The organism is Nocardioides sp. TRM66260-LWL (assembly GCF_020075545.1).
Classification (GTDB): domain Bacteria; phylum Actinomycetota; class Actinomycetes; order Propionibacteriales; family Nocardioidaceae; genus Nocardioides.
In genome coordinates this window covers 32,167-48,716 of sequence record NZ_JAIQZK010000004.1, presented here as the reverse complement: position 1 = coordinate 48,716, position 16,550 = coordinate 32,167, and the positions used below count along the sequence as shown (strand labels likewise).

The following is a 16,550-nucleotide window of genomic DNA, read 5'->3' as shown; positions in this document are numbered from 1 at the left end:
CCTGCTCAGCCGGCCTCGGGCAGCCGGCGCGCGCACAGCAGGCCGTCGCCCACCGGCAGCAGCACCGGCACGAGCGACTCGTGCGCTGCCACCGCGCGTCCGAGCTCGCGCACCGCGACGGTCTCCTCGTCGCGCCGGGCGGGATCGGCGACGCGGTCGTGCCACAGCGCGTTGTCGAACACGACGACGCCGCCGGGTCGCAGCAGCCGCAGGGCCTCGTCGAGGTAGGCGGCGTACTCGGTCTTCTCGCCGTCGCAGAACACGAGGTCGTAGTGCTCGTCGGTGAGCCGCGGCAGCACGTCGAGCGCCGCGCCCGAGATGGTGCGGACCCGCTGCGGCGCGATGCCGGCCTCGGTGAAGGTCTGGCGGGCCAGGCGCTGGTGCTCGGCCTCGATGTCGACGGTGGTGAGCGTGCCGTCGGCGCGCATGCCGCGCAGCAGCCACAGCCCGGAGACGCCGGTGCCGGTGCCGACCTCCACGACCGAGCGCGCGTCGAGGGTCGAGGCCAGGAACCGCAGCACCGCGCCGGCGCCGCTGCCGACCGGGACGACGCCGACCTCCTCGGCCCGCTCGCGGGCGGCGGCCAGCACGGCGTCCTCGCCGACGAACGTCTCCGCGTAGGTCCAGCTCGCGGGGGACACGGGAGGCAGCGGGGCGCTCGTCATGGGCGCAACCTATCGCGGGAACCCCGCCGGGCCGCGGACCGTTCGACGGGGTGCGAGAGCGCCTCGCTCACAGGCTCCCCTCAGGGGTGGCCGCTAGCGTCCGGGAGGGCAGATGATCGGCGGAGCAGTCCGATGAGGACCCGAAGAGGTGCGATGAGCGAGCAGGCCCCCCAGGCGGGCGTCCCCACGTGGGACGAGATCGTCGAGCGCCACACCGACCGCGTCTACCGGCTCGCCTACCGCCTCACCGGCAACCGGCCCGACGCCGAGGACCTCACGCAGGAGGTCTTCGTCCGGGTCTTCCGCTCCCTCGACACCTACACCCCGGGCACCTTCGAGGGCTGGCTGCACCGCATCACCACCAACCTCTTCCTCGACCAGGCCCGCCGTCGGCAGCGCATCCGCTTCGACGCCCTCTCCGACGAGCGCGCGGCGCGGCTGACCAGCCCGCAGGCCGCGCCCGAGGCGGCCTACCACGACCAGCGCTTCGACGACGACGTCGAGCGCGCCCTGGCGACCCTGCCGCCCGACTTCCGCGCCGCCGTGGTGCTGTGCGACGTCGAGGGGCTCTCCTACGAGGAGATCGCCACGATCCTCGACGCCAAGATCGGCACGGTCCGCTCGCGCATCCACCGTGGCCGCGCGATGCTGCGCTCCGCCCTGGCCCACCGCGCCCCGGGCGACGGACGCACCCGCTTCTCCGGTCCGGCGTCCGGCACGCTGGCGGGAAGCCGGTGATCGGCCACCTCGGCGCGCGGGTCAGCGCCCTCCTCGACGGCCAGATGCCGCAGCAGGAGGCCGAGCGCGCATGGGAGCACGTCCACGCCTGTCACCCGTGCCGCGACCTGGTCGAGCGCGAGGGCTGGATCAAGACCCGGCTCTCGGGGCTGGGCGCGCCCGGCGCGGTCGGCGCCGCCCCCGACGCGTTGAAGGGGCTGCTCAAGCACGATCCGCTCGGCTCGCCCTGGCCCCCGTCCACGGGCTCGCCGCTGGCGGGCTCCCCGGCGGCGGCACGGCGTCCGGACGACCGGCCGCGTCGCGGGGCGCTGGCGCTCGCCGCCCTGGGCGGCGGTGCGGCCGGGGCCGCGGTGATGGGCGTGCTGACCTTCGGCGCCAGCGCCGAGCGTCCGGCGCCGACGCCCCCGTCGGCCCCGACGGTGTCGGTGCGGGTGCCCGGCACGGGCGATCTCGTGCCGGTGCGCCGTCTGGTGCGCTGAGCGTCCCGTCCCCCGCGCGGGCGTGGGCGGTGACGCCCCGCCCGGCATGATGGTGCGGTGAGCCCGCAGGATCCCGAGCAGCCCTCGTCGCCGGACGTGCCCGAGGCGTCCGACCCCTCCCTGCCCGTGGACCGGCCGTTCGACCCGCCTCTCGACCCGCCGCCCCCGTACCCCTATGCGTATGGCAGCGAGACGCCGACCTCTCCGGCCACCCCGTCCTACGGACCGGACCCCGCCTACGGCCAGGCGTACGACCCGGCGTACGGCGCCGGATACGACCCGGGGCACGACCGGACGGGCGGCGCCCCGACGTCGTGGCAGCCCGCCCCGGCGACGGTGCCGCTCTCGTACCCCGGCGCGCAGCAGGCGGGCTACCGACCCGAGCCCGGCCGGGCGCGCAGGGAGCCCGGTGATCTCGGTGAGCCCGGCGGGCCCGGTGGGCCCCGTGACCGGCGGGCGCCGCGCGCCTGGGCGTGGCCGCTGATCAGCCTGCTCGCGCTCGTCCTGGGCCTGGTCGGCGGGCTGGCCGGCTCGGCCCTCTACCAGCGCTCCACCGCGAACGACCTGCTCGTGCCGGGCGGTCTCTCCGCCGTCGACCTCGGCGACGCCGCGCCGGCCACCGTGCCGGACGGGTCGGTCGCCAGCGTCGCGCGGACGCTGCTGCCCTCCACCGTCCAGATCGTCGCGGAGTACGAGGGCGACGCCGAGGGCGCGACCGGCTCCGGGTTCGTGCTCGACCGCCAGGGCCACGTCATCACCAACAACCACGTCGTCGCCTCCGCCGCCGAGGACGACGGGCCGATCACGGTGGTCGACCAGGCCGGCGATCGCCACCGGGCCCGGGTGGTGGGCCGCAGCCCGGTCTACGACCTGGCCGTCCTCGCGGTCGAGGGGCTCGACGGCGTGCGTCCGGCGCGGCTCGGCGCATCGCGGCGGCTGCGGGTCGGCGAGACCGTCGTCGCCTTCGGGTCGCCGCTCGGGCTGGGCTCGACGGTGACCGCCGGCATCGTCAGCGCCCTCGACCGCCCCGTGACGACCGGTCGGTCGGCCGACCAGTCGTCCTACATCAACGCCGTCCAGACCGACGCCGCGATCAACCCGGGCAACTCCGGGGGGCCGCTGGTCGACCTGCGCGGGCAGGTCGTCGGCGTGAACTCGGCGATCGCGACGACCGGCGGCGGCGCCGGCACGGAGTCGGGCAGCATCGGCGTCGGGTTCGCGATCCCGATCGAGCAGGTGGTGGTCACCACCGACCAGATCCTGCGCACCGGCAAGGCGCAGTACCCCGTCATCGGCGCGCAGGTGCGCACGGGCGGCGACACCGGCTCGGAGCGTCCCGGGGCGGTGATCCAGGAGATCACCCCGGGCGGCCCGGCGGCCGACGCCGACATCCGGGTCGACGACCTCGTCACCGCGGTCGACGGCACGCGCGTGACCGACGGCATCGGGCTGATCGTCGCGATCCGCACGCACCAGCCGGGGGAGACCATCGGCCTGACCGTGGTGCGTGACGGCGAGCAGCGCACGCTGCCGGTGCGGCTCGACGGCCAGATCGGCTGAGCCCCGCCCGCGGCCCGGCGGCGTCAGCGGCGGTGCCGGATCAGGTGTGCTGCTCGAGGTCGCTCTCGGCGTAGGGGTGCTCGGTGACGAACGTGCGCGTCTCGTCGTACATGCGGGCGATGTACTCCTCGAGCCGCTCGCCCTCGACGCGCCACTGGCCGCGTCCGCCGATCTTGATCGCCGGCAGCTCGCCGCGCCGCACCAGCGCGTAGACCTGCGCACTGGAGGTGTTGAGGACCTCGGCGACGTCGGCGAGGGTCAGGAAGCGTGGCGAGGCGACCATGGGTCCCAGTCTCGCACCCGCGTGCCGGCGCCCGTCGGCCCGCCCCGCGCGCCTGTGGATGAGCGGTTTGCGGCCCGTCCGCATCCGGAAGACGGACTGCATGGACCTCGGGACCTCCCTGTCGTCGCGCACCGCGCCGCCCACGCCGCACACCCCGCCCGCCGGGCGCACCCGGCCCCCGGGATGGCGCGATCCCCGGCTCTGGGTGGGCCTGGCCCTGGTGGCCGGCTCGGTGCTGCTGGGCGCGCGGGTCGTGGCGGCGGCCGACGACACCGTCCCGGTGTGGGCGGCCCGGGCCGATCTCGGCGCGGGGGCGCCGCTGCGGGCCGACGACCTGGTCCGCACCCGCGTGCGCCTCGACTCCGCGGCCGATCTCGGGCGGTACCTGCCCGCCGACGAGCCGCTGCCGAGCGGCGCCGGCGTCCTGCGTCCGGTCGGCGCCGGCGAGCTGGTGCCGCGCGCTGCGCTCGGCACGGTCACCGGCACCGTCGAGGTGCCGATCGCCGTCGAGCCCGAGCAGGTGCCCGACTCCGTGCAGCAGGGGGCGGTCGTCGACGTCTACCTGCTCGGCGCGGGCGGCACGGGCGGCGCGGGCGGCTCGGGCGGCGCGGGCGGGGGCGCGCCGGTGCTGTCGGGGGTCACGGTGGTCGACGCCCGCACCTCCGAGGAGAGCTTCGCGGTGAGCGGTCGGCGGCGGCTGGTGCTGGCGGTGCCGGAGGCGGACGCCGCCCGCTTCTTCCGCGCGCTGGGAGCGGTCACCAGCCCGCAGGTCACGGTGGTCCGCCGTGGCTGAGCGCCGGCGGCCGGGGTCGCCCCGATGAGCGGGCCCGTCGTCGCGCTGGTCGCCGCGGCCGGCGCCGGCTGGGAGGCGCCGCTGCTGGCGGCGCTCTCCGGTCGTCGCGACGTCGTGGTGCTCAAGCGCTGCGTCGACGTCGAGGACCTCCTGGCCAGCGCCACGACGGGGCAGGCGGCGGTCGCGGTGGTGGGCCTGGACGCCGTCGGGCTGGACGCCGCCGCGCTCGATCGGCTCCGGGCGCTGCGGGTCGCGCCCGTGGTCGTCGGACCCGGCCCCGACGATCCCGCCGCCGAGCGTGCGCAGGCGCACGCCGACCGGGTGGGCGCCCGCCGGGTGCTGCCGCAGACCGACGTCGAGGCGCTGGTCGAGGCGATGGCCGCCGAGGGGCGGGGGACGTCCTCGGCGCCCCCGCCCGCGACGCCGCCGACGTCCGCGCCGTCCGGGTCCTCGACCCTCGCCGTCCCGGACGAGACCTCCGGGCCCCTCGTGCCGGGCGGACCGGACCGCCGCGTCCACGTCGTGTGGGGGCCGGCGGGCGCCCCGGGGCGGACCACGCTGGCCGTCGGCCTGGCCGCCTCGCTCGCCGCGTCCGGACGCCGCTGCGTGCTCGTCGACGCCGATCCGCAGGGCGGCACGGTGGCCCTGCAGCTGGGCGTCGTGGAGGAGGTCTCGGGCCTGCTCGCGGCGGCCCGGCTCGACGCCGCCGGACGCCTCGAGGCCGAGGCCGGCTCGCTCGTGCGCGGCGTCGGGGCGGGCTGGGGCGTGGTCACCGGGCTGCCGCGGGCCGACCGGTGGGCGGAGGTGCGCGTGGGCGTCCTCGAGCGGCTCCTCGCCGCCCTCGCCGCGGAGGCCGACGTCGTGGTCGACGTCGGCGCGAGCCTCGAGGACGATCCCACCGCGGAGCTCGCCGGACGGCCGCCGCGCCAGCAGCTGACCCTCGAGGCGCTCGACGCAGCCGACGCGGTCGTCGCGGTGGGCACCCCCGATCCGGTCGGCCTGGCCCGGCTCGCCCGCGGGGTCGCGGAGCTGCGGGAGATCGGCGTGCGACCGGAGGTCGCCGTGCTCAACCGGATGCGCGGGAGCCTGGCCTGGTCCGAGCGCGAGATCGTCGCCACCCTGCGCGGGGTGCTGGCGGGTGCGGGGGAGGCGCTCGCGATCCGCATCGTCCCCGACGATCCCACCGGCGTCGACCGGGCCCAGGCCGCCGGCGCGGCGATCGTCGACGCCGACGGTCCGGCCGCCCGGGCCGTGCGCACGCTCGCCGCCCACCTCGTCGGCGCGCCGGAGCCGCCGGCGTCCGGGGGTCGGCTCAGGCGGAGAACAGCAGGTAGAGGCCGCCGGCGGTGAAGCCCACCATCGCGACCAGCAGCGGCAGCTGCCCGGTGACGTGGTGGCGGGCCGGGAGCAGCCGGATCGCGCGGTCGTGCGCCGCCACGACGCCCAGCACGTGGCCGATCACCACCGCCAGCACCTTGGTGTTGGCCAGGAACGTCGGGTGGTAGGAGAGCCAGTAGCTGACCGTCAGGTCGCCGGTGCCGAGCAGGTTCGAGCCGTTCGTCAGCGGGTCGCTGGCCTTGATCACGGTGTCCTGGCCGACCTCGACGAAGTACGAGAGGTAGTGGGCCACCACGTAGCCGACGATGATCGGCACGACCGAGTGCGCGAACTGCACCGGCAGCCCGCGTCGTCGGGTGCCGGCCTCGACCCCGGTCGACGCCGTGCCGACCACGAGCACCAGCGCGACCAGCAGCACGAAGGCCAGCAGCCCGGCGTTGTTGGCCAGCTGGTTGGCCCACACGCGATCACGGATCACCGGGGTGTCCTGGATGAACCGCACCCAGTGGGTGGAGTCGCGGAAGGAGTCGAAGGCCGTGCTGCCGAAGAGCACCGACACCACGGCGATCAGCCCGGGCCGGGCGGGCAGGGACGAGAGGTTGCTCAGCGGGCTGAGCACCACGATCTGGCCGGCGTCGGCGGGCGGTCGCGGACGTCCGCCCCGCGCAGCGGTGCCGGTGACCTCGGCGGAGCGGCGGCCGAAGACCGACAGCCGGGCGACCATGGAGGAGTAGACCTCGAAGGGGTCGGCCCGCTCGAAGAACACCTCGCCGAAGAGCGCTCCGCCGAGCAGCATGACCGCCGCGTAGACCGCCACCCACAGCCGCACCGGCCCGAGCTCGGTGGAGTACGGGTAGACCAGCTCGAGCCAGACGAAGGCGTAGAGGCCGAGGGCCGCGGGCCACAGTCCGAGCCGCTCGGGGTACTCGTAGAGGCCGCGACCCGGGTCGCCGCCCGTGGCGCGCGAGACCAGCCAGTGCACCGAGCGCGCCGGGCTGATCGCCTTCCACACCGGCCCGAGCAGGAGGCTGGCGGGCACCAGGCCGACCCACAGCCAGACGTAGAACATGCCGAAGAACGGGTTGTTGAGCACGTCCTGGCCGAAGACGGCCGCGAACACGGCCCAGCCCACGACCAGCAGCCCCACGACGCGGGCGCCGAGGCGGAACGCGGTGGAGTCGACGAGGGCGGTCAGCCACGGGAGCGCCCGGCCGTCCGTGCCGGGCTCGAACCGCGGCGTGCGCCAGGCGATCGCCAGGACGACGAAGGACACCGCCAGGGCGGCGACGGCCCCGGCGATCGCGAGACCGGCGGGGATCGGGAGGTCCTTGGCGCCGCCGATGCTGTGCGCGGAGGTGACGTCGCGCGTCACGTCGGACGCGGCGACGACGAGTCCGATCACGAGACCTGGAGCTGCAGGATCAGCTTGTCGAGGGTGTGCGACTCGACCTCGACGATGCCCGGCTGGTCGAGGTTCGTCAGGGTCAGCTCGGTGACGCCCTTCTGGTACTCGAACTCCTGCTCCGGCGTGGAGTGCACGTGCACCTCGCCCGGCGCGTCGGCGGTGACCCGCAGCGTCACCGGCTGGCCGACGGGCACCTTCACCCGCTCGCCGTTGGGCTGGACGTCCGAGCCGGTGACGGTGACGTCGATCGTCGTGCCGGCGGGCGTCGACGGCGAGGCGTCGGCGGAGGCCGAGCCCGAGGGGCTTCCCGAGGGCGTCCCGCCGGCCGTGGTGGGCGCGGCGGGGGTCGTGCTGGGGGCGTCGGCCCTGCCGCCGCAGCCGGCGAGGGCGAGGGCGGCGGTCAAGGCGAGTGCGGTGGCGGCCAGGCGCATGGAGATCCTTCGCGGTGGGACGGGCGGGGCCGCCGCGGCGGCCTCTGACAGAATCGCACGCGAGTGGATGGGCCAGGGAGGGAGGGCGCGGTGGTGCACCGACTGCGAGCGCGCGAGGTCGCGCTGCTGGCCGAGGAGTCGCCGGCCACGCCCAAGCACAACGCGACCGTCGAGATCTTCGACCCCGGCGACTCCGGCTTCGACCACGAGCGTCTGCTCGAGCTGATCGCCGACCGCATCGCCTTCGTGCCGCGCTACCGCCAGCGGCTGCTGCAGGTGCCGGGGCGCCTGGCCAACCCGGTCTGGGTCGACGACCCCGACTTCGACCTCGGCTTCCACGTGCGGCGCTCCGCGCTGCCGCGGCCGGGCACGCCCGACCAGCTGCGCGAGCTGGTGTCGAGAATCGTGTCCCGCCCGCTCGACCGCACCAAGCCGCTGTGGGAGATGTACCTCGTCGAGGGGCTCGCCGGCGGACGCCTGGCGCTGCTGTCGAAGGCGCACCAGGTGCTCGTCGACGGCGTCGACACCGTCGACCTCGGCCAGGTGCTGCTCGACGCGAGCCCGACGCCGAAGGTGCTCGGCGCCGACGAGTGGCAGCCCCAGCGCCCGCCGTCCGGCGCGGGCCTGGTGGCCGACGCCGTCGTCGGCACCCTGACCTCGCCCGATCTCCTCTCCGACACCGTGCACACCACGTCCGACGCCGTGATGCGCACGGCCGACCAGTGGCGCCGCACGGCGCGTCGCACCGCGGCCGGCCTCACCGGCCGGCGTCCGCGGCGCACCGGCGCGATGCTCACCGCCCACTCCCAGCAGCGGAAGGTGGTCTCGGTCGTCACCGAGCTCGCCGCGTACCGGCGCATCCGCGAGGTGCACGGCGGCACCGTCAACGACGTCATCCTGGCCACCATCGCCGGCGGTCTGCGCGGCTGGCTGCTCACCCACGACGAGTCCCTGCGGGGATTCCGCGAGGTGCGAGCGCTGGTGCCGGTGTCGGTCATCGACCGCGAGCTGGAGGCCACGTCGCTCGGCAGCCAGATCGCCGCGCACTTCGTCGACCTGCCCATCGCCGAGCCGAGCCCGGTGGTGCGGCTGCACCAGGTCTCCTACTCCTTCCAGGTGCACAAGGAGACCGGTCGGGGCGTGGCCGCCAACCGGCTCGCCGGCATCGCGGGCTTCGCGCCCACGACGTTCCACGCGATCGGCTCGCGCGTGGCCGCGGAGCAGGCGCGGCGCAGCTTCCAGCTGATGGTCACCAACGTGCCGGGCCCGCAGTCGCCGCTCTACGCCGCCGGCGCCCGGATGGAGCTCACCTACCCCGTGCCGCCGCTGCTGCCCGGCCAGGCGCTCGCGATCGGCGTCACCAGCTACGACGGCAGCGTCGCGTACGGCATCACCGCCGACGGCGCGCGCGTGCCCGACGCCGACGTGCTCGGCCAATGCCTGACCGAGGCCCTCGACGAGCTCCTCGACACCGTCACCGGCACCCGCCCGCGGGTGCCGCGCGGCCGTCGTCGCAGCAGCAAGGCCGCGCCGTGACCCGCGCGTACGTGCCGGCCACCTACGCCGAGCTCGCGCGGTTCCACGCCGCGGGGGAGGTGCCGACCACCGAGGCCGTCACCGCCTCCGACACCTCCGAGGAGGCGGAGTACGACGCGCTGCTCGACGCCGCGGTCGCCTCCGCCGAGCGGGCCGCGGGGAGCGACGACCCGCGTCGGGTGGTGCTGGCCGTCGACGTCCCGACCGTGGGCCTGGCCGCGCCCTGGCGGCACGTCGCGAGCGTGCACGTCGACGTCGAGCCCGGCGCGGAGGCCGACGACGACCTCGCGTGGTACGCCACCCAGGAGGTCGGCGACCTCCTCGGCCTCGCGGACTGAGTCGCCAGCCGAGGGCCGTCCGGGCCCTGCGTCAGCCGGCGAGGTACTCCCGACCGACCTTGTTCTCGGCGCGCAGCGCCTTGGTGAGCAGGTCGCCGATCAGGCCCTCGATCTTCGAGCCGACGAGCGGGATGCGCACCTTGATCTCGAGGTCGACGACCTCGGTGGTGACCCCGCCGGCCTCGGTGAGGGTGACGGTGCCCTCCATCTCGCCCGGCTTGCCGGGGATGGTGACGGTGAGCGCGGCGCGGTCGACCGTGCTCCAGGTCTCCTGCTGGACGATGTTGACCTCGTCGCCGACGAACTTGGTGGCGAACGCCGGGATGCCCTTCGCGGGCTGCACCTGGTCGATGCTCACGGTCATGCCCGCGCCCGAGCCGTCGATCGCGACGGTCTGACGGGTGACGCCCTGGAAGGCGCAGACCCGCTCGCGGAAGGCGGGGTCGGCGAGCATCGCGGCGACGTCGGCCAGCGGGGCGTCGTAGGTGAGCTCGTGACGGATGCGCTTGCTCATGCGGGAGTCCTCCGAGGCGTGCGGGCCGTCGAGTCGACCCGGCAGGGGATGGGCGAGCGCCATCATGCCCGAGGGTCCCGCCCCGCCCGCCCTGAGGGTGAGGGGGCGGACAGGCGCGCGACCTAGCGTCGAGGGCGTCCGTCCCGCATCCCCGGAGGTCTCCATGCCGCTCATCGCCGTCGACGTCGTCCGCGGACGCAGCCCCGAGGAGCTGCGCACGCTGCTCGACGCGGTGCACGAGGCGATGGTCGCCGCGTTCGAGGTGCCCGACACCGACCGCTACCAGGTGCTGACCCAGCACGACCCGGGCGAGCTCGTCCTGCTCGACACCGGGCTGGGCTTCGAGCGCACCGACCGCGTGGTGATGATCCGGGTGACGAGCCGGCAGCGCACCGAGCCCGCCAAGCAGGACTTCTACCGTCGGCTCGCCGAGGTGCTCGAGGAGCGCTGCGGGGTGGCGTCCAGCGACCTGATGGTGAGCATCGTCGAGAACGGGCCCGCCGACTGGTCCTTCGGCGGCGGCACCGCCCAGTTCCTCACCGGCGACCTGCCCTGAGGCGTCGTCCCGGACGACCCGCGGGGTCGACCTCGGCGGGTCGGGAGGGATCAGGACGGGCAGAACCGATCGATGACAGGCGAAACTTCGCCCCTCATCGATCGGTTTCCCCGGTCGACCGGGGAAACCGACGGCGCCAGCCCTACCCGCTGACCCCCTCCACCTCGACCACCACGTTGGTGGCCTTGACGACGGCGGTGGCGGGCTTGCCGACCTCGAGCCCGAGCTCGGCGACGGCCTCGGCGCTCATCAGCGAGACGACGCGGTAGTCGCCGCAGGCGAGCTCGACCTGGGCCATGATCGCGTCGGTGCGCACCGCGGTGACCACGCCGGTGAAGCGGTTGCGGGCGCTGGAGGAGCGGTTGCGGGAGGCCAGCGCGGCGGTGAGCCCGGGCAGCGCGGCGGCGTCGAGCACGCGCTGGCCGTTGCGTCGCTCGAAGGCGACCCGGCCCTCGGCCTCCCAGCGGCGCAGCGTGTCGACGCTGACGCCCAGGGCGGAGGCGACCTCGCCGATGCGCAGGAGGGTCATGACGCTCAGGCTAGGTCAGGGTCGGCGGCGTCGACGGGGAAGCCGCCGACGACCCGCAGCCGGACCTCCGGCGTGGGCGGCGCGAGCGGAGCCGCGACCCAGACGGTGCCGGCGTCGGTGGCGACGTGCAGGCGGACGTCGTGCTCGCGGCGCAGGGTGCGGATCACGCGGCCCCCGAGCGGCCCCGCGGGATCGAGGACGACGTCGACATCGCGCACCAGCCGGGAGCCGTCGGGCAGGCGCAGCTCGGACTCGTAGCCGAGGAAGCGGGCCACGGCGGCGCTCGGCGGCGCGGCGAGGAGCCGCTCGGGGGCGTCCAGCGCCGCCAGCCGGCCCTCGAGGAGCACCGCCACGCGGTCGGCGAGCGCCCAGGCGTCGCGTCGCTCGTGCAGGACGACGAGCACCGCGGCGCCACTGGCGGCCAGGGCCGGTCCGAGATCGAGGACGAGCCGCTCGTGGGCCTGCGGGTCGAGGCCGGCGAACGGCTCGTCGAGCAGCAGGACGTCGGGGCGCACCGCCAGGCCGCGGGCGAGGTGGACGCGACGCGCCTCCCCGCCGGACAGCGCGCCGGCGGGGCGGCGCGCGAGGTGGGCGACGCCGAGCAGCTCGAGGGTGTCCTCGACCCGGCGCCGACGCTCGCGGCGCGGCACGCCCCACCAGGCCAGCGCGAGCTCGACGTTGGCGCGGACGCTGCGCCGGGCCAGCCGGACGTCCTGCAGCACCGTGGCGGTGCGGCCGGTGGCCGTCACGCGGCCCCGGTGGGCGGGGAGGAGGCCGCTGGCGGCCTGGAGCAGCGTCGACTTGCCGGCGCCGTTGGGGCCGATCAGGGCGACGGTCTCCCCGGCCGCGAGCGTGAGGTCGACGTCGAGCACGACCGGTCGCCGGCCCCGCCGCACCGTCAGCGCGTCCAGCCGCAGCGCGGTGAGCCCGGCCGGGGCGCCCGGAGGAGCAGGGGTGATGTCGGCGCTCACGACGACGTCCCGACGCGGCGCAGCGCGCGACCCGACTGCACGAGGGTGAGCAGCGCGGTGATGACGAGGATGAGGCCCAGCAGCACGATGCCGATGGCCAGGCCCTCGGAGAACCGCGCGGCCTCGACCCGCTGCAGCGCGGCGCTGGCGAGGGTCTGGTCGACGCCCTCGATGTTGCCGCCGACGAGCACGACCGCGCCGACCTCGGAGAGCCCGGAGCCGACGGCGGCGATGATCGCCGCCAGCAGGCCGGTGCGGGCCTCCCGCACGGCCAGGCGGCCCACCTGCCAGCGTCCGGCGTGCAGCGCGCGGGCCTGGTCGAGCAGGCCCGCGGGCACCTCGCGGAGCGCGGCCGCGCCCAGCGCGACGATCACTGGCAGGGCCAGCAGGGTCTGGGCGATCAGCACGCCCTTCAGCGTGAACAGCAGCTGGAACCGGCCGAGCGGCGCCGCAGGGAACATCAGCAGCGCGAGCACCAGGCCCACCAGCACGGGGGGCAGGCCCAGGCCCGCGTTGGCCAGGGTCATCAGGACGCCGCGGCCGCGGAAGCGTCCGAGCCCGAGCAGCAGGGCCACGGGCAGTCCGAGCACGAGGGCCACCGCCGTGCTGATCAGCGCCACCTGCAGCGTGACGCCCACCAGCTGCCACAGCCACGGCTCGCCGCCGACGATGATCCGCCACGCCTCCGCGAGGCCGTCGAGGAAGAACCTCACGGCCTCGCCTCCCGCGGCACGACGTACACCAGCCGGCCGTCCGCGAGCCGGTAGACCTCGCCGACCCGCTGGCCGCGGCCCACGACCCGTCCGCCGTCGGACGGCACGTCCTGCACCGCGGCGTCGGACGGGACGACGACCTGCGGCTGCTGCCGGGCGCCCGCGGGTCGCAGCGCGTCGGTGAGCGACATCGACGAGAGCGCGGCGAGCAGGAAGCCCACGGCCAGGACGATGCCGAGGTCGAAGAGGTTGACCAGCCCGTCGAGCGGGTCGCCGGCCCGGTCGTGACGCCGGTGCGCGCGGCGGGAGACCGAGGTCATGACGGCCCCGAGCCCGGCTCGGTGAGCAGCGCCGCGAGGTACTCCAGGTCGGAGAAGTCCTGGCCGTAGAGCCGCTCGCGCACGAGGGAGAGCGCGAAGGCGCCCGCGCCGACCAGCAGGCCGAGCACGGTGATCGAGAAGGCCACCCGCAGGTTGTCGGCCAGGGTCGCGACGTCGCCGCGGGCCAGGCCCTCCAACGCGGGGGAGAGCGGGATCAGGGTGCCCATCAGGCCCAGCGCCGGGCCGAGCCGGACGAGCAGCCGGGTGCGCGCCAGCCGCCGCTCGCAGCGGACGTCGAAGTCGGCCAGGCGCTTGGCGACGCCGGCGTCCGGCTGGGGCCGGGCGCTCACCTCGACCAGGGCCCGGGCGGCCTCGACCATCGCCTCGCCGTGCCCGACGTCGGCCGCCGCGCGCTGGGCGGCGGGGAGGTCGCCGTCGGCCAGCGCCTCGCGGGCGGCCGTGCCAGCGGTCTCGAGCCGTTCGAGCGAGCGGCCGCGCCGGCGCACGACCTCCGCGGTGAACACGCCGGCCTCGGCCACGACCGCGAGGAGCGCGAGCAGGGACGCGAGCACGACCGGCCCTTCCAGGGCGGCCGACACGGCGAACACCGCGTCGTAGATCCGCTCCATCAGGCCTCCCCGCGCCCCGTGCGGCCGATGCGGCCGCCGCGTCCGGCGCGCAGCTCGCGCGCCAGGGCGCCACCGTAGAGCAGGGCGACCAGGCCGATCACCAGCGCCCAGCCGGGCAGGTGCAGGCGACCGTCCGCGGCCGCCCCGGGCTGCGCGACGTCGGCCGCCGAGCCACGGGGCGGCGTCGGGAGGGTGAGGCCGCCGGCCCGCGGCTCGGCCGCGAGGAGCAGGCCGGTGACGGGCTCGCCGGCCGGCGTCGTCGGGGCGGGGGTCGACGAGGCGGACGGGCGTGCGCTGAGGGAGGGCGCTGACGGCGCGGTCGGGGCGACCGGGCCACTCGTCGCGCCGCTCGTGGCGCCCGGTGCGGCGTCCCCGGGACGGCCGGCCGTGCCCGGCCCGGGCGCCGCCGAGGGCTGCGGCCCGGCGGGTCCGGCGCGTCCCGGCCCTCGCGATGGCTCGCGCGACGGCCCGGGTCCCGGCGACGCAGTGGGCGTGGGGCTGGGGCTGGGCGTGGGCGTCGCGCCGGTGGCGACCACCGCGAGGGCGCGGCCCCAGGAGCCGTCGGGCGCGGTGGCGACGAGGGTCACGACGTACGGCGCCCGGCGAGCGGTCCACGTGTGGGCGACCCGGGGTCCGGACGCCCGGGCGCCGTCGCCGAGGTCCCAGGCGTAGGCGAGGCCGGGAGGCGGGTCGGCGAGGGTCGCGGCGAGCGTCCGGCGCGTGCCGGGGGCGGTGGGCGTGACCGTGACGGCCGGCCGGAGCCAGCGCCCGGTGAGGTGCGCGCGCACGACGAGGGTCTGCCCCTGCGCGGGGCTGGTCTGGAAGTAGCCGTTGGCGTCGGGGTCGGCGGTGAGGTTGGCGTCGTCCGCGCCCTGGAGGGGCCGCACGTAGGCCACCGAGGAGCCGCTGGTCGCGACCGCCGGCACCCGGTCGGGTCCCCCGGCGGGGTCGCCGTCGGCCGGCAGCAGACGCGCGCCGTCGACCGGGTGGCTCACCCCGGTCGCGTCGAGCACCTCGGCGTAGGTGACGCGGGCGGGATCGGCGCCGGCGTCGCGGATCAGGGTCGCGATGCTCGTCCACTGCGCCTGGTCGGTGGTCGAGGCGTCGCCGGACGGGGTCCGCAGTGCGTAGGCGCCGCGCACCTCGCACGAGGGCGCGCAGTAGAGCTGGTCGGCGGTGACGGTGCGGGTGGCGACGACGGTGCCCGCGCCCGTGACGACCTCGATCCGCACGCCGGCCGGCTCGGCCGCCTGCGCCGCGTGGGCGACGACGAGGGTCGGCGGGAGGCCCGCCGCCGCGCCGAGGAGCGCGGCGGCGAGCCGGACCGCCGTGCGGCTCAGCGCCGGACCTTGACGGTGCCGAGCCGCTTCGAGCCGCCGACCAGGATGTCGCCGAACGGCGGGTCGAGCCGCTCGTCGACGATCTCGTTCAGCCGCAGCGTGCCGGCCAGGTAGAAGGTCGTCGCGCTCGGGCGGACGGCGAACGACCACTGGCCGAGCCGGTTCGTGGTCGCCGTGCCGACGGCGCGCGGCCGGGCCGGGATCTCGTCCGGCTTCACCGCGTAGATGCGCACCTTGACCCCGGCGAGCACGGGGGTGCCGGGCACCACGTTGGCGAGCGTGCCGCGCAGGCCCACCGACGCGCCGCGGTCGACGATCTTGCGGGTCGGCGCGCCGGTGATGCGCGGCGCGGCCGACGGGAGGAACGGGGCGCCCCGGTCGGCGAGGTAGCCGCCGATGCGGGTCTGCACGTCGCTGCTGGTGACCCAGTCGAGGAACGCGCGCGCCGCCGGGGTGTTGAGCGAGACGTTCGGGGTGTCGGCGAACTTCGCCGGGTTGACGGCGTAGGCGTGGAAGGAGTTGACGAGCAGCGGCTGGCCGCCCCGCGCGTCGGGGGAGTTGTCTCGCGTGACGATCTGCAGGTTCTGCGCCTGGCCGGTGGACTGGAGGTAGGCGAAGGTGCCGCGGTCGGTGAACACGTAGCACCCGCCGCCGTCGTAGTTGCACACCGAGCCGTTGAGCACGTTCGGACCCTGGGTCAGGCCGGTCGCGTGGTACCAGGACGGGTACGAGATCGGGTTCGAGCAGGCGCCCGACGCGGTGCTCGGCGAGGAGCCGCCGCCGTCCTTCGCGCTGACGGTGCAGGTGGTGAGGCTCTCGCCGGGGGAGGTCAGCGCCCAGATCGCGTGCTCCTGCACGGTGGTGCCGGGGGTGCCGCCGCGGGAGACGAAGTTCGCCTTGCCCTGCGCGCCGGCCGCGGCGATCCTCTCGAACGCGGTGGCGATGTCGCGCGGCGCGCCGTCGAGCACGCCGGCGGGGTCGTCCTGCGGGCCGAGGAGCACGTAGTCGCCCCAGAACGTCGCCCGGCCGTAGCGCTCCAGCGAGTAGCCGTCGCCGACGAACTGGTTCTCCAGGCTGGCGGCGTGGACGATCATCGCGTCGGCGGTGCCGGCGCGGGCGAACGCGATGGCCGCGCCCGTGCCCTTGCTGACGTACTGCAGGTCGTACTGCGGATAGGCCTGCTCGAAGCCCGGCTCGAGCACGTTCTGCACGAGACCGGAGTCGAAGACGTCGCTGGTGCCGACCAGCACGAACGGCGTGCGGTCGGCCGCGCTCGCCGGTCCGGAGGCGCCGAGGGGCCCGAGCGCGGCTGCGGCGGCGAGGCCGAGCGCGGTCGCGGCGACGAGGGAGCGTCGCACGCGACGGGGGATGGGACGGGGCATGAGGGGTCCTCCGAGACCGCTGGGGATGGA

Annotated in this window: 20 protein-coding genes; 8 read left to right on the top strand and 12 right to left on the bottom strand. The window is 76.2% G+C overall.

All coding sequences use genetic code 11. The features are described 5' to 3' along the window. Positions 1–5 precede the first annotated feature (5 nt). On the bottom strand, positions 6–665 hold the full coding sequence (locus tag K8Z61_RS11260) for an O-methyltransferase (RefSeq protein WP_224129544.1): 660 nt from the start codon (positions 663–665) through the stop codon (positions 6–8). Positions 666–818: 153 nt separating this feature from the next. On the opposite strand from K8Z61_RS11260, the gene sigE reads away from it, so the two are divergent. From sigE to K8Z61_RS19310, 3 genes are read left to right on the top strand one after another with little or no spacing between them, the layout of a single operon-like run. Continuing rightward, complete coding sequence (gene sigE, locus K8Z61_RS11255; protein WP_374227940.1) at positions 819–1,403, top strand: RNA polymerase sigma factor SigE; 585 nt, start codon at positions 819–821, stop codon at positions 1,401–1,403. Then, the gene (locus K8Z61_RS11250) at positions 1,400–1,882 is read left to right on the top strand and encodes a hypothetical protein (protein ID WP_224129539.1); all 483 of its coding nucleotides are present in this window, start codon (positions 1,400–1,402) and stop codon (positions 1,880–1,882) included. Before sigE ends, K8Z61_RS11250 begins: the two co-directional genes overlap by 4 nt. A gap of 57 nt (positions 1,883–1,939) precedes the next feature. Continuing rightward, positions 1,940–3,442: a S1C family serine protease gene (locus K8Z61_RS19310; RefSeq protein WP_224129537.1), complete on the top strand. Its 1,503-nt coding sequence runs from the start codon at positions 1,940–1,942 to the stop codon at positions 3,440–3,442. Between the two features lie 40 nt (positions 3,443–3,482). Here K8Z61_RS19310 and K8Z61_RS11240 read toward each other — a convergent pair whose 3' ends face one another. Further along, the gene (locus K8Z61_RS11240) at positions 3,483–3,725 is read right to left on the bottom strand and encodes a helix-turn-helix domain-containing protein (protein WP_224129535.1); all 243 of its coding nucleotides are present in this window, start codon (positions 3,723–3,725) and stop codon (positions 3,483–3,485) included. 100 nt (positions 3,726–3,825) lie between these two features. Between K8Z61_RS11240 and K8Z61_RS11235 the strand changes: the two genes are divergently transcribed. Further along, positions 3,826–4,518: a hypothetical protein gene (locus K8Z61_RS11235; RefSeq protein WP_224129533.1), complete on the top strand. Its 693-nt coding sequence runs from the start codon at positions 3,826–3,828 to the stop codon at positions 4,516–4,518. Between the two features lie 24 nt (positions 4,519–4,542). After that, positions 4,543–5,868, top strand: a complete 1,326-nt coding sequence (locus K8Z61_RS11230; protein WP_224129531.1) for a hypothetical protein — start codon at positions 4,543–4,545, stop codon at positions 5,866–5,868. On the opposite strand, the gene K8Z61_RS11225 is transcribed toward K8Z61_RS11230, so the two are convergent. After that, complete coding sequence (locus K8Z61_RS11225; protein ID WP_224129529.1) at positions 5,831–7,258, bottom strand: hypothetical protein; 1,428 nt, start codon at positions 7,256–7,258, stop codon at positions 5,831–5,833. The genes K8Z61_RS11230 and K8Z61_RS11225 overlap by 38 nt on opposite strands. After that, positions 7,255–7,692, bottom strand: a complete 438-nt coding sequence (locus K8Z61_RS11220; RefSeq protein ID WP_224129527.1) for a hypothetical protein — start codon at positions 7,690–7,692, stop codon at positions 7,255–7,257. The genes K8Z61_RS11225 and K8Z61_RS11220 overlap by 4 nt, the downstream gene beginning before the upstream one ends. Positions 7,693–7,785: 93 nt before the next feature. Between K8Z61_RS11220 and K8Z61_RS11215 the strand changes: the two genes are divergently transcribed. Both K8Z61_RS11215 and K8Z61_RS11210 read left to right on the top strand, forming a co-directional pair. Then, a complete protein-coding gene (locus K8Z61_RS11215) occupies positions 7,786–9,228 on the top strand; it encodes a wax ester/triacylglycerol synthase family O-acyltransferase (protein WP_224129525.1) in 1,443 nt (480 codons plus the stop codon). Next, complete coding sequence (locus K8Z61_RS11210) at positions 9,225–9,566, top strand: DUF6912 family protein (RefSeq protein ID WP_224129523.1); 342 nt, start codon at positions 9,225–9,227, stop codon at positions 9,564–9,566. The genes K8Z61_RS11215 and K8Z61_RS11210 overlap by 4 nt, the downstream gene beginning before the upstream one ends. Before the next feature lie 31 nt (positions 9,567–9,597). Here K8Z61_RS11210 and K8Z61_RS11205 read toward each other — a convergent pair whose 3' ends face one another. Next, a complete protein-coding gene (locus K8Z61_RS11205; protein WP_224129521.1) occupies positions 9,598–10,080 on the bottom strand; it encodes a DUF2505 domain-containing protein in 483 nt (160 codons plus the stop codon). A 163-nt stretch (positions 10,081–10,243) separates the two neighbouring features. Between K8Z61_RS11205 and K8Z61_RS11200 the strand changes: the two genes are divergently transcribed. Next, positions 10,244–10,636 (top strand): tautomerase family protein, encoded by a 393-nt coding sequence (locus K8Z61_RS11200; protein WP_224129519.1) that lies wholly within the window; start codon positions 10,244–10,246, stop codon positions 10,634–10,636. A 142-nt stretch (positions 10,637–10,778) separates the two neighbouring features. On the opposite strand, the gene K8Z61_RS11195 is transcribed toward K8Z61_RS11200, so the two are convergent. The 7 genes from K8Z61_RS11195 to K8Z61_RS11165 form a co-directional block, all read right to left on the bottom strand. Next, on the bottom strand, positions 10,779–11,165 hold the full coding sequence (locus K8Z61_RS11195; RefSeq protein WP_224129517.1) for a molybdopterin-binding protein: 387 nt from the start codon (positions 11,163–11,165) through the stop codon (positions 10,779–10,781). Positions 11,166–11,170: 5 nt separating this feature from the next. After that, on the bottom strand, positions 11,171–12,136 hold the full coding sequence (locus K8Z61_RS11190; protein WP_224129515.1) for an ATP-binding cassette domain-containing protein: 966 nt from the start codon (positions 12,134–12,136) through the stop codon (positions 11,171–11,173). Then, complete coding sequence (locus K8Z61_RS11185; protein ID WP_224129513.1) at positions 12,133–12,849, bottom strand: ABC transporter permease; 717 nt, start codon at positions 12,847–12,849, stop codon at positions 12,133–12,135. The genes K8Z61_RS11190 and K8Z61_RS11185 overlap by 4 nt, the downstream gene beginning before the upstream one ends. Further along, on the bottom strand, positions 12,846–13,169 hold the full coding sequence (locus K8Z61_RS11180) for a DUF2149 domain-containing protein (protein ID WP_224129511.1): 324 nt from the start codon (positions 13,167–13,169) through the stop codon (positions 12,846–12,848). Before K8Z61_RS11180 ends, K8Z61_RS11185 begins: the two co-directional genes overlap by 4 nt. Then, entirely contained in the window at positions 13,166–13,798 is a 633-nt protein-coding gene (locus K8Z61_RS11175) for a MotA/TolQ/ExbB proton channel family protein (RefSeq protein WP_224129509.1), read from the bottom strand. The genes K8Z61_RS11180 and K8Z61_RS11175 overlap by 4 nt, the downstream gene beginning before the upstream one ends. Beyond that, positions 13,798–15,030, bottom strand: a complete 1,233-nt coding sequence (locus K8Z61_RS11170) for a PKD domain-containing protein (RefSeq protein WP_224129507.1) — start codon at positions 15,028–15,030, stop codon at positions 13,798–13,800. Before K8Z61_RS11170 ends, K8Z61_RS11175 begins: the two co-directional genes overlap by 1 nt. Before the next feature lie 104 nt (positions 15,031–15,134). Further along, positions 15,135–16,520 carry a substrate-binding domain-containing protein gene (locus K8Z61_RS11165; protein WP_224129505.1) on the bottom strand — a complete coding sequence of 462 codons (1,386 nt, stop codon included), beginning with the start codon at positions 16,518–16,520 and terminating at the stop codon, positions 15,135–15,137. Positions 16,521–16,550 lie beyond the last annotated feature (30 nt).